The organism is Nitritalea sp., from assembly GCF_054166705.1.
Genome location: NZ_JBSZCV010000008.1, coordinates 223,344 through 234,758, shown reverse-complemented (window position 1 = coordinate 234,758; position 11,415 = coordinate 223,344). Strand labels below are relative to the sequence as shown.

At 49.8% G+C, this 11,415-nt stretch carries 11 protein-coding genes; 2 read left to right on the top strand and 9 right to left on the bottom strand.

Features of this window, described 5'->3' with window-relative positions; all coding sequences use genetic code 11:
• Positions 1-113: 113 nt before the first annotated feature.
• A complete protein-coding gene (gene metK / locus ACXIT9_RS04935; RefSeq protein ID WP_458055118.1) occupies positions 114-1,370 on the bottom strand; it encodes a methionine adenosyltransferase in 1,257 nt (418 codons plus the stop codon).
• A gap of 202 nt (positions 1,371-1,572) precedes the next feature.
• Here metK and ACXIT9_RS04930 point away from each other — a divergent pair, with 202 nt between their 5' ends.
• The gene (locus ACXIT9_RS04930; protein WP_458055117.1) at positions 1,573-2,739 is read left to right on the top strand and encodes an AIR synthase related protein; all 1,167 of its coding nucleotides are present in this window, start codon (positions 1,573-1,575) and stop codon (positions 2,737-2,739) included.
• A 47-nt stretch (positions 2,740-2,786) separates the two neighbouring features.
• Positions 2,787-4,133, top strand: coding sequence for a hypothetical protein (locus ACXIT9_RS04925; protein ID WP_458055116.1), 1,347 nt, complete (start codon positions 2,787-2,789; stop codon positions 4,131-4,133).
• Between the two features lie 29 nt (positions 4,134-4,162).
• Here the strand turns inward: ACXIT9_RS04925 and ACXIT9_RS04920 are convergent, their stop codons facing one another.
• The 8 genes from ACXIT9_RS04920 to atpD form a co-directional block, all read right to left on the bottom strand.
• Positions 4,163-5,050, bottom strand: a complete 888-nt coding sequence (locus ACXIT9_RS04920) for a lysylphosphatidylglycerol synthase transmembrane domain-containing protein (protein ID WP_458055115.1) — start codon at positions 5,048-5,050, stop codon at positions 4,163-4,165.
• On the bottom strand, positions 5,031-5,984 hold the full coding sequence (locus tag ACXIT9_RS04915; protein WP_458055114.1) for a glycosyltransferase family 2 protein: 954 nt from the start codon (positions 5,982-5,984) through the stop codon (positions 5,031-5,033). The genes ACXIT9_RS04920 and ACXIT9_RS04915 overlap by 20 nt, the downstream gene beginning before the upstream one ends.
• A 106-nt stretch (positions 5,985-6,090) precedes the next feature.
• On the bottom strand, positions 6,091-7,599 hold the full coding sequence (locus ACXIT9_RS04910; RefSeq protein ID WP_458055113.1) for an ArnT family glycosyltransferase: 1,509 nt from the start codon (positions 7,597-7,599) through the stop codon (positions 6,091-6,093).
• Positions 7,600-7,684: 85 nt separating this feature from the next.
• The gene (gene hpf, locus ACXIT9_RS04905; RefSeq protein WP_458055112.1) at positions 7,685-7,990 is read right to left on the bottom strand and encodes a ribosome hibernation-promoting factor, HPF/YfiA family; all 306 of its coding nucleotides are present in this window, start codon (positions 7,988-7,990) and stop codon (positions 7,685-7,687) included.
• A 27-nt stretch (positions 7,991-8,017) separates the two neighbouring features.
• Positions 8,018-8,902 carry a tyrosine-type recombinase/integrase gene (locus ACXIT9_RS04900; RefSeq protein WP_458055111.1) on the bottom strand — a complete coding sequence of 295 codons (885 nt, stop codon included), beginning with the start codon at positions 8,900-8,902 and terminating at the stop codon, positions 8,018-8,020.
• A gap of 198 nt (positions 8,903-9,100) precedes the next feature.
• On the bottom strand, positions 9,101-9,295 hold the full coding sequence (gene rpsU, locus ACXIT9_RS04895) for a 30S ribosomal protein S21 (RefSeq protein WP_009053319.1): 195 nt from the start codon (positions 9,293-9,295) through the stop codon (positions 9,101-9,103).
• 254 nt (positions 9,296-9,549) lie between these two features.
• On the bottom strand, positions 9,550-9,798 hold the full coding sequence (atpC, locus tag ACXIT9_RS04890; protein WP_009053320.1) for an ATP synthase F1 subunit epsilon: 249 nt from the start codon (positions 9,796-9,798) through the stop codon (positions 9,550-9,552).
• A gap of 9 nt (positions 9,799-9,807) precedes the next feature.
• Positions 9,808-11,310 carry a F0F1 ATP synthase subunit beta gene (gene atpD, locus ACXIT9_RS04885; RefSeq protein ID WP_458055110.1) on the bottom strand — a complete coding sequence of 501 codons (1,503 nt, stop codon included), beginning with the start codon at positions 11,308-11,310 and terminating at the stop codon, positions 9,808-9,810.
• Positions 11,311-11,415: the final 105 nt, after the last annotated feature.

Genomic DNA, 11,415 nt, shown 5'->3' with positions numbered 1-11,415 from the left:
TCTTGGAAGCATAAGTCCAGCTATTCGACGAAGCATTAAAAAAATCCGATAAACACAAAATTTACATAAAAGTAAGGATAAAAAAAAGCGGCTCATCCCGAGCCGCCTTAATTTTATGCTATTCCAAATGCTTTTCGTAGTGTATCTACATAGTTTAATTTCTCCCATGGAAAGAGTTCTACTTCGAGGGTCAACTCCTTTTGATCGGGTGTCCGGAAAGTTTTCGTTACGATTTCAGGCTCACGGCCCATGTGGCCATAGGCTGCGGTTTCCTCATAGATAGGATTGCGTAGGTTCAGCCTGCTTTCGATGGCATAAGGACGCATGTCGAAGATTTCGCTGATTTTCTGTGCGATTTCCCCATCGCTAAGCCCCACTTTCGCCGTGCCGTAGGTGTTAACATAAATGCCCATCGGCTTGGCTACCCCGATGGCATAGGAAACCTGTACGAGCATTTCGTCGGCTATACCAGCAGCTACGGCGTTTTTCGCGATGTGGCGTGTGGCATAAGCGGCGGAACGATCCACTTTAGAAGGATCCTTACCCGAGAAGGCACCTCCGCCATGTGCACCCTTTCCACCGTAGGTGTCTACGATGATTTTTCTGCCTGTGAGGCCTGTGTCGCCATGCGGTCCCCCGATCACGAACTTGCCTGTAGGGTTAATGTGATAGGTGATTTTATCTGTAAACAGCTTTTGATTTTCCGGCTTTAGCTGCGCTACCACGCGTGGGATCAAAAGCTCGATCATATCCTTCTTGATTTTAGCCAGCATAGTCGGTTCATCCGCGAAATCATCGTGCTGCGTCGAGATAACGATCGCCTCGATACGCTGTGGTACATTATCGTCACTGTATTCGATGGTTACCTGTGCCTTAGAATCTGGGCGTAGGTATTTTATGGCATCATGTTCACGACGCATGGCAGCCAGTTCCTTCAGGATTTTATGCGAAAGGTCGAGTGCCAGCGGCATGTAATTATCTGTTTCGCGTGTGGCATAGCCGAACATCATTCCTTGGTCTCCTGCCCCCTGTTCTTCCGGGTTTTCGCGATCGACTCCTTGGTTGATGTCAGGAGACTGCTCGTGGATAGCGGAAAGAACTCCACAAGAGTTTCCGTCAAACATGTATTCTCCCTTTGTGTAACCGATGCGGTTGATGACATTACGGGCGATTTGCTGTACATCTAAATACGTATCTGACTTCACCTCTCCCGCTAAAACTACCTGACCTGTGGTCACGAGAGTTTCACAAGCCACCTTTGATTTGGGGTCAAAGGCCAAGAAATGGTCAATAAGAGCGTCGGAAATTTGGTCAGCGATTTTATCAGGATGTCCTTCGGATACGGACTCCGAAGTAAATAAGTATGGCATAGGGTTCGTTTTACACGTAAATACTAAGGCTTTTCCTTACAGGGCGTAAATTTAGGAAAACTTCTTAACATAAGTAGTTTCCCTTCTGAAATACTCCCTGAACGGTTACTGCCTTTTCGGGCTTTCGTGAGGAGATTTCATTCAGTGCCTTAGGCAGCCTCCGTTAGAAATGTGTACCTTTGTAAGGATTAATGCTTAGCTTATGAACGAGAGGTATATGCAGCGCGGTGTCTCGGCTGCCAAAGAAGATGTGCATCGGGCCATTTCAGGCTTGGATAAAGGGCTTTTCCCGAAGGCCTTTTGTAAAATCGTGCCAGATGTCCTCGGCGGCGATCCGGACTACTGTAACATCATGCATGCTGACGGCGCAGGAACTAAATCCAGCCTGGCCTATCTCTATTGGAAAGAAACGGGTGACCTGAGCGTCTGGAAAGGAATCGCGCAGGATGCTATCATCATGAACATCGACGACCTGCTTTGTGTGGGTGCAGTCGATAATATTTTGGTTTCCTCTACCATCGGGCGCAACAAGCACCTGATTCCTGGAGAGGTGATCGAGGCGCTCATTCAGGGCACAGAAGAAGTGCTTCAGATGCTTCGTGCACATGGGGTGCAGGTCTTGCTTACGGGTGGCGAGACTGCAGATGTCGGCGACCTGGTGCGCACTGTCATCGTGGACAGCACCGTTACCTGTCGGATGAAACGTGCTGATGTGATCAGTAACGATCGGATAGCGGCAGGTAGCGTCATCGTAGGGCTGGCCTCCTATGGACAGGCCGACTACGAAACGCAGTATAATGGTGGAATGGGCAGTAATGGGCTCACCTCCGCCCGCCATGATGTTTTTCATCATGAGCTGGCAGCTAAATACCCGGAAAGTTTTGACCCCAGCCTTTCCGAAGACCTGGTCTATACAGGTTCCTTTCGTCTAACGGATCCACTGGAAGAGCTGGGTGTGGACCTGGGGCAGCTAGTCCTTTCTCCTACGCGTACCTATGCCCCCGTGATGGTGGAGGTGCTAAAAGAGTTTCGCAGCCAGATCCAAGGCATCGTGCACTGCAGCGGGGGTGCCCAGACGAAGGTGCTGCACTTTATCGAAGGTTTACACGTGATTAAAGACCACCTTTTCCCCACTCCCCCTCTCTTTAAGATCATACAAGAAGAAAGCGGCACAGACTGGCAGGAGATGTATAAGGTCTTCAACATGGGGCATCGCCTTGAACTGTATGTTCCTGAAGAAATAGCAGGAGACATCATCCGTATCAGTCAGTCCTTCGGGATTGAGGCGCAGGTGATCGGCCGCGTGGAGGCAGCCCCTGTCAAGCAGGTAACGGTGAAAGGCGAACATGGTACTTACCACTATTTCTAAATGTATTCGGTTTAACACGATAAAGGCCCTCGGGCCTTTTTTTAGGCATGAAAAAACAGCGCTCCATTTTATTCCATCTGCTTCGAAGCCTAGGCTTTATGTTGGGCTTCTTGTTGCTTCTGCTACTGGCGCTGCTTAGTCCCGTGGATCGGCAGGCCTTGGAGGAGACGGATTTTTATCAGCAGGCTTTACGTCTGGTGTCGGAAACAGAACTTTACGGCGACGAAGGGGATTTAGAAGCGGCCTGGGGCCAAATTTCCATGACCTCGGAGGTGCCCGTAGCGCTGCTGGGCTACCGGTCACGGGGGCCTTATACCTTCGTCGCCGACTCTACTTACCTTAGGGGCTTACTATTTCGTGCAGGCAGCCGGGAAGTTCTTTGGCTGAACTTTGAGCTGATGCTGGTTCACCCGCACTTGGCAGAAAAAATCGCTACCCAGGTGCGCGCCGATAACCCAGAGCTGCAGTTGTTTTTTTCGGCCACGCATACCCACAGTGGGGCAGGCGGCACGGTGCCGGGGTTGGCGGGCAAGTTTGCCTTTGGGGGCTATGATCCTGCTTTTGTTGCCTTTTTGCAGGCGCAGAGTGAGAAGCTCTACCAGCAGCTAAGGGAGCAGCTGGCACCGTATACATTGGCCTACGGCCAAAAGGCCCTGCCGGACTTCGTCGTCAACAGGGTTTTTCCGGAGGCGGAGGTAGATCCTATGCTGCGTCAGGTTCAGCTTCGTCAGGAGGCAGATACGCTGGATATGCTGTATTTTCAGGCACATCCCACGCTTTTGCCTTCGGATTATATGGGGCTATCGGGGGATTATCCGGGGCTCCTGGTGCAGCATGTGTCGGCACAGAAGCACCGACAGGCGTTTTTTTTAGCGGGGCCGGTGGGCAGTCATGGGGCGGGCGTAGAGGAGCGCAGTCGGCAGGCGATGGAGCGGTATGCGCATGCGCTCAGCCAGGCAGTACTTCATGTTCCCGTGCAGGAGGTCGCGGCAGGGGCCTTGCAGGTCATGGATTTTCCGCTGCCCCTGCGTGCGCCTCAGTATCGAATCCATCGGCATATTAGTTTACGCCCCTGGGTGTTTCGCTGGCTTTTTGGTGATGTGGGTGCGCGGGTACAGGCGATGCGGCAGGGCGCCTGGTTGCATGTCAGTTTACCTGCGGAGGTTTCGGGCATGCTGATGCCGACTTGGGCGCGCTACGCAGAGGAGCGAGGACTGCTGCTGACGCTTTCTTGTTTTAATGGAGGCTACACAGGATACGTGACGGTAGATGCCTGGTATGATTTGCCGGTGTATGAGGCACGTGATATGTCATGGTTTGGACCGGATCAGGCGGCTTACTTCGATGCGCTTATGCGTGCGCTGATCGATCGGATGGCAGCCGAGCAGGGCTAAGTGTTTTTTTAGGTGCTCCTGGAGGTTCCTCATGAAGGCGATGGGGGGGACTTGTGTGCCCTTTGTCCCTCCGGGACGTCAAAAAAAGCACCACTCAAGGAGGTGAGGGCAGATAAAAGGAAGAAGAGAAGGGAGAAGGCCACCGCCACGGGGGTATCGATGGCCAGGTAGTCTGGGCTATAGATGAAGACCAGCTCGCGGGCACCTACTCCGCCGATGGTTAGGGGTAAAACTGCTACCATGGAGGAGAGTAAAAAGACAAACTGATAGGGCAAGTGGCCGTCTGGAATGCCTAGGGCCAGGAGGAGGGCGTAGACGCTGCCCAGCTGGGCGATTTGACCGCCAAAGGAATAGGCATTTGCGGACCAAAAGCTGCCGATAAAGGGGATAAAAAATAGGCGATGGGCGCCGTACCAAAGGGGGAGTAACAGGAGTGCTCCTGCCCCGAGCAAGTAGGGTGTAGCGGGCAGGAGGCGGCTTAGGGGTTCGAGCAGGCCAAAGCCCAGCAGGAAGAGAAGGCCGAAGATGGCCACAAGTCCCCCCAGTCGGTCTAGGAGTGTGGCTTGGAGAAGGTGTCGCAAGCTTGTCTGCCCGGATTTTTTTAAGAGATATACTTTGTAGCCATCTCCACCGATGCCTCCAGGAAGGAATAGATTGTAAAACATGCCGATGGCATATAGGCGCAAGTTGTCGGCGCGGTTTATGGGAATCTGAAGGGCTCGGTAGTAATCATGGAGGCGGAAGGCGGTGAGGACTTTGCTGGCGATAAACAGCAGCCAAGCGAGAAGGAGGTAGCCAGGGTGAAGCTGGCGCAAAAGGCCCCCTAGCGCTGCGGTGTCGATTTTGCGGAAAACGAGGTAGAGCGCCAGGGCGGTGAGGGCCAGCTTGAGGATAAGTTTAAACGCTTTCGTGTTCACCCTGATAGACGGCTTTAATGCGGTAGGTTTTCTTGTCTTGAGATTCGAAGTAGGTGCGGATGATGACCTCTGCGATGAGTCCGGTAGTGATCAGCTGGATACCCCCGATAAAGAGGATAAAGCCAAGTAGGAGCATGGGTCTGCCCCAGATGTCTTCTCCCGCGATCTTCAGGGCGAGCATGTAGATATTAATCAAAACGCCAATGAACAGAGCCAGCAGACCGAAGGAGCCGAAGATATGAATGGGACGTAAGAAATATTTCTGAAAGAACAGCATTAAAATAAGGTCTGCCATCACTTTAAAGGTGCGGCTAAGTCCATATTTAGAAGTGCCGTGGATGCGTGGGTGATGTTTGACATCGACTTCGGTCATACGGGCACCCTCTTGTTTGGCTAATACGGGGATAAAGCGGTGCAGTTCGCCATACAAGCCCATGTTTTGTGCGATGTGGGCTCGGTATACTCTAAGCGTGCAGCCGTAATCGTTTAAGTATACTTTGGTAGTATTTCGGATGATCCAGTTGGCGATTTTACTGGGGATTTTTCGCAGCACGAAGCCATCCTGGCGATTTGCACGGCGGCCAGCGACCACGTCCCAGTCTTCTTCCATGGCTTTTTTTAGCATGCCGGGGATGTCTGAGGGGTCGTTTTGGAGGTCGCCATCCATAGTGGCGATGTAGGCACCTGTAGCCGCATCGATTCCTGCGGCTAGTGCGGTGGTCTGTCCGTAGTTTTTATTAAAAATGAGCAGGCGGGTGCGGCTATTGGCGTATTTTTTTACTTCTTCTACGGTGCGGTCGGTGGCGCCGTCTTCTACTAAGATAACTTCATAGTCGATCCCCTCTAGAGCCGTGTAGGTTTGGGCTAACAGTGGCTGGATGTTATCCTCTTCATTATATACGGTAATGACAACTGACAGGGTGGGGCTTTTCATAAAACAAAATTTTCACAAAACAAGATGTGGGCGAATGAAGCGCAAATATAGCAATTAATTCCTGGCTATACTGCTGAAGTTGGAGCCGTGCTTTGTGTGGCTGCTGTCAATAGGTTTTGGTATCGAATTCCTGGATGTGGATGAGGTTTTCGAACACCCCGATCTGGAAGTGGTGCAGTATCTCTCCACGGTAGCGGATGGGGAAGGAGCTGAGGTGCTGTACGTGTTCAAACCCCGCATGAACGGCAGGCTGAATCGCTGCGGCCCGTGTTAGGTAAATACCGATGGCTTCCTGTCCTTCATACTGCTCTATTCCAGGCCAGAGATCGAATTGGTTCATTCTCCTGCCCATGTTGATGACGTAGGTTTGCGGCTGTTGGCGCAAATAAAACGCCATAGACGAGGCGGTGTGGTAGTCATCACTAAAGACGAAGTAGGGTTTTCCGGGGTTTTCGGAGAGGAGGCGATCCACTTCTTCGGCCAGGCTTTCATAGCCAGCCAGGCGTTTAAATGGGTCTTTGGCCGGGGGAACGAGGCGATTCCAGGGGCTCTCTGTATTTTTTTGGAGTGGGAGCAAGAATAGGGTGTAGAGCAGCAGGGTGTTGAGTGCGAGTGCGCCATAGGTGTAAGACCTCCACTTTGGCGCTCTGCGCCCGATGCTGCGGAGGATAAGAATCGGGATCGGGAACCAGGCGAAGGCGGGCCAGTTCACATAGACGGGTTTCTGTATGGCGATGAGTAGGAAAAGGACCCAGGTGATGCTACTGCTGTAGAGTAGGAAGCGTAGGGAAGGGGATTTTTCGTAACGGAGGTCTTTCAAGGCAAGCGCGAGCAGGGGCAGGTAAAAGGGGGAGAAGAAGCCCAGCTGCCCACCGATGTACTCACCCAGTCGGGCAAGGAGTGAAGGGCCTGTGCTGGTACCCGCCACACCGCCGAGGGTGCCGACATGACGAAAGGTTACGAAATCATTTTGGAGGTTCCAGTAGAGTACAGGGATGAGGGAGAGCAGGCTGATGCCGAGCATGAGGTAAGGGCCTGGTTTTTTCCAGGTACCCGGTGCCTGCAGGGTCATGAAGAGTGCCCATGTAGGAAGGAGGAGCACCATAATGTTTTTTGAAAGTATGCCGAGCAGCAGGCAAAGTCCGAGTGCGGCCCAGTTTTTCAGGACAGGCTGTTCGATTGTTTTAACCGAAAGATAGAGTCCGAGAGTCCAGAAAAAGTACAGGGAGGAGTCGGTGGTGTGGAACAGGGAGGCGATGTGAAGGAAGGGGCTGCAGAGCAGCAAGAGGCTGGCGATAAACGCTTGTTTCGGGCTTAGGAAGCGCAAGGCTAGGCGGTAGAAGATAAGGAGGGTGGCGGCATGGAAGAGGAGGGCATTGGCCTTTATGGCCCACCAGGTATCTCCGAGAAGCGCGCTGCTGAGGGCATTATAGAGCGCGATAAGGAGTGGCTTGGAGTAGTAGTTCCAGTCGAGGTGTTTCGACCAGAGCCAGTATTGGGCTTCTTCTGTGAAAATGGAGAGGCCGCTGAAAGCGAAAAAGGCAATTTTAAGCAGGGAGCTGATGACGATGGTGAGCAGGAGGAGGCGAAAATAGGGAGAGTTTTTCTGGTCCATGGGTTTAAATTTTCCCAAAGGTCGAAAAAAAAGCCTCCGGAAGGGAGGCTTTTGTAGAAAAAATGGGTGATGTAGCAGTGTAACGTTACTGTCTGGCCAGCACAGCTTTTTCTTTAAACTTTTTGATTTGACGGCGGAGGCCTTCTATGGCATCATCTGCTGCTGCCTCGAAAGAGTCTGCCTGACTTTTGGCGAAGAGCTGTTTTCCAGGGACGTTTAGTTTAATTTCTATTAATTTATTTTCATTGTTTTCGTTTTTGTCTAGTCTCATAAAAACTTCACCGTCGATGATGCGATCATAGAAAGTGTCCAACTTATCGGCTTTTTTCTGAACGAAGTCGATTAATTTTTGATCGGCATCGAAATGAATGGAATGCATTTGAAGTTTCATAGTATTCAAATTTAAGTTAAACGTATATTAAGCTTTAGGATGTGCTTGATCAAACACCGCCTTTAGTTTCTCGATAGCATTATGGGTATAGACCTGTGTAGCGGCGAGTCCGCTGTGACCGAGGAGTTCTTTTACGGCATTTAGGTCTGCCCCTTTATTTAAGAGATGGGTCGCGAAAGTATGCCGCAGCACATGGGGGCTTTTCTTCGTGGTCTGAGCCACGTGGTGGAGGTAGTGCCGAACAATGCGGTAAACTTTCATGGGATATAGTGGTTCTTTTGTATTCTTAACGATAAAATAATCACTCTTATTGATATTCGAAAACGTTTTTTCGTATTCTTTTTTATACAAAATTAAATTCCCTAAAAGTGGATTAGGTATAGGTATAATTCGTTCTTTTTTTCTTTTACCAAATACTTTTAGCTGCTGCTCTGGGATCGAAATGGATTCCCAGCGTAAGCTGAGCAGCTCGGAAAGTCGGATACCGGTATAGTAAAGAGTAGCTAGAAGCGTATAGTCGCGCTTACCTTCGAAGGTATCTGGAAAGGGAAGTTCATGGAGCAGGCTCTCCATGCCGGCATCGGAAATGAATTCGGGTAATTTCCGTGCTGTTTTTAAGCTTTGAAGCTTCAGGGTGGGGTCACTGCTGATCAGGTTTTCTCGAAGACAGAAGTGGTAAAAGGATTTTAGTGTAGCGATTTTTCTGTTGACACTTCGGGCCTGAATCCCGCTATCCACGATGTGAATGATGAAGGCGCGCAGCTCGCGATGACTGCAGTGAGTAATGGACTGCTCCGGGTAGTATTCTTCCAGAAACTGCCCTAGCTGCTTGAGGTCTGTCGCATAAGCCGTACACGTATGTGCGCTGTAGCGTTTTTCGTAGATGAGGTGATTCAGAAAGCTGTCAACCATGCCATACGGGTTAATTCTTTCCTTAAGGTAGTGCATTTCGGGCAGAAATCCTACTTCTTTAGCAAGGCATCAGGTGGGCTAAGGGCCGTAGTGGGTGGTAAAAGTTTCAGCGCTAAGAGAATGGAATTAGGAAAAAAGAAACGCACGACTCTGGAGTGTTTCCTGAATCGTGCGTAGGTGTTCGTCTTATAGAAAAACTTACTGGCCTGCTTCGGTTTGAAGACGCTGCTTGTAAGCCGCTTTGATGACTTGATCTCTTCTTTTTACAGAAGGTTTCACAAAATGCTGACGCGCTCTTAGTTCTCTAATAGCACCTGTTCTGTCGAACTTCTTTTTAAAACGCTTCAGCGCTTTCTCGATAGACTCGTTTTCTTTTACGTTTACTACGATCATATGTATACACCTCCTTTCAGCTTGCAAAGGTAGTGAAAAGGATTTATTCCCCAAAGGTTAAACCAGTATAATATGCTAAATCCTTTCGGGAAGTGGAAATAAGTGGATAGCCGTTCGACCCAAGCACCCTTTCGCATTAGGGCTTAGTAGGGCGAAAAAAAGAAAGCGCGTAAGTAAAAAAGAACCTTTCACTTACGCGCTCCTATCGCCTGCCCACTAGGGGTGTGGCTAGTTGTTTAACGGTGTTCCTGTTATTAGGAAAGCACTTTTTCTACGAGAAGAACGATTTTATTATCTTTCACTTCTACGACCCCTCCATCTACGACCATGCTGGCTTTGCCCGCAGGGCCACTGTATGCCACTACCCCTTTCGCGAGTGCGGAAACGATAGCAGCGTGATTTTGGAGGACCTGAAAGGAACCATTTGCTCCTGGGAAAGTAGCTTCTGTTACTTGACCTTCAAAGATTTTTTTATCAGGTGTTACGATTTCAAGTTGCATCATGCGGATTCCTTATTTTACTTCAGCGAGCATTTTCTCCCCTTTGGCGATGGCATCTTCGATACTACCTACGAGGTTAAAGGCTGCTTCGGGTAGGTGATCTAACTCACCATCCATGATCATGTTAAATCCTTTGATGGTGTCTTTAATGTCTACAAGAACTCCTTTAAGGCCTGTAAACTGCTCCGCTACGTGGAAAGGCTGAGAAAGGAAACGCTGTACACGGCGCGCACGATGTACCACTAGCTTATCTTCTTCCGATAATTCTTCCATACCGAGGATGGCGATGATATCCTGAAGTTCTTTATAACGCTGTAAGATTTCTTTCACGCGCTGGGCACATCCGTAATGCTCGTCTCCGAGGATGTCTGGAGATAGAATTCGGGAAGTGGAATCCAAGGGATCTACAGCAGGGTAAATACCTAACTCAGCGATTTTACGTGATAGTACGGTGGTAGCATCGAGGTGAGCGAATGTAGTCGCTGGCGCTGGATCTGTTAAGTCATCTGCAGGTACGTAAACAGCCTGAACCGAAGTAATAGAGCCATTTTTCGTAGAGGTAATACGCTCCTGCATGGCACCCATTTCCGTCGCTAGCGTCGGCTGATACCCTACCGCAGAAGGCATACGTCCTAAAAGCGCGGATACCTCAGAGCCGGCCTGCGTAAAGCGGAAGATGTTGTCGATGAAGAAAAGAATATCTTTTCCTTGGCCATCACCCTCACCATCGCGATAATATTCTGCAAGCGTTAGACCTGTCAAGGCTACCCGAGCACGCGCCCCAGGAGGCTCGTTCATCTGACCGAATACGAAGGTCGCTTTAGACTCTTCTAATTTCTTTAGGTCTACTTTAGAAAGATCCCAACCTCCTTCATTTTCTAGGCTGTGCACGAAATCATCACCATAGGTTACGATTCCTGACTCGATCATCTCACGCAGAAGGTCATTTCCTTCACGGGTACGCTCTCCTACACCGGCGAATACAGATAAACCAGAGTACGCTTTCGCGATATTATTAATGAGTTCCTGAATCAATACCGTCTTTCCTACTCCGGCACCTCCGAACAATCCAATTTTACCCCCTTTCGCATATGGCTCGATTAGGTCGATAACTTTAATCCCTGTGTAAAGTACCTCAGTGGATGTAGACAGGTCTTCAAATAAAGGCGCAGAGCGGTGAATAGGTAGACGTTTGGTGTTTTCTACTTGAGGAAGCCCATCGATCGCCTCACCTACTACATTAAAGAGACGCCCTTTGATACCTTCGCCAGTAGGAACAGAAATAGGGCCTTCTAAATCCTTCGCCTCCATGCCGCGCACCATGCCCTCAGAAGAGTCCATCGCGATCGTTCTCACGCGGTTCTCCCCTAAGTGCTGCTGCACTTCTAAAACCACTTTTTGACCGTTCTCCTTTACTACCTCGAGGGCGTCCAGGATGTTAGGTAATTTTCCCCCTTCAAAGGAGATGTCCACCACTGGACCAATTACCTGCGTTATCTTACCAATATTTGCCATTTTAATGTATTGATGTAAAAAAGGAATGACGTGTTTTTAAACTCGCATGCAAAATTAATTATAAAAGCTTAATGCGAAAGGATATGGCCGTAATAAATACGGAAT

Bases quoted from the DNA above. Each gene is read 5' to 3' on its own strand.
- metK (WP_458055118.1), bottom strand. From the start codon at position 1,370: ATGCCATACTTATTTACTTCGGAGTCCGTATCCGAAGGACATCCTGAT.
- ACXIT9_RS04930 (WP_458055117.1), top strand. From the start codon at position 1,573: ATGAACGAGAGGTATATGCAGCGCGGTGTCTCGGCTGCCAAAGAAGAT.
- ACXIT9_RS04925 (WP_458055116.1), top strand. From the start codon at position 2,787: ATGAAAAAACAGCGCTCCATTTTATTCCATCTGCTTCGAAGCCTAGGC.
- ACXIT9_RS04915 (WP_458055114.1), bottom strand. From the start codon at position 5,984: ATGAAAAGCCCCACCCTGTCAGTTGTCATTACCGTATATAATGAAGAG.
- ACXIT9_RS04910 (WP_458055113.1), bottom strand. From the start codon at position 7,599: ATGGACCAGAAAAACTCTCCCTATTTTCGCCTCCTCCTGCTCACCATC.
- hpf (WP_458055112.1), bottom strand. From the start codon at position 7,990: ATGAAACTTCAAATGCATTCCATTCATTTCGATGCCGATCAAAAATTA.
- ACXIT9_RS04900 (WP_458055111.1), bottom strand. From the start codon at position 8,902: ATGGTTGACAGCTTTCTGAATCACCTCATCTACGAAAAACGCTACAGC.
- rpsU (WP_009053319.1), bottom strand. From the start codon at position 9,295: ATGATCGTAGTAAACGTAAAAGAAAACGAGTCTATCGAGAAAGCGCTG.
- atpC (WP_009053320.1), bottom strand. From the start codon at position 9,798: ATGATGCAACTTGAAATCGTAACACCTGATAAAAAAATCTTTGAAGGT.
- atpD (WP_458055110.1), bottom strand. From the start codon at position 11,310: ATGGCAAATATTGGTAAGATAACGCAGGTAATTGGTCCAGTGGTGGAC.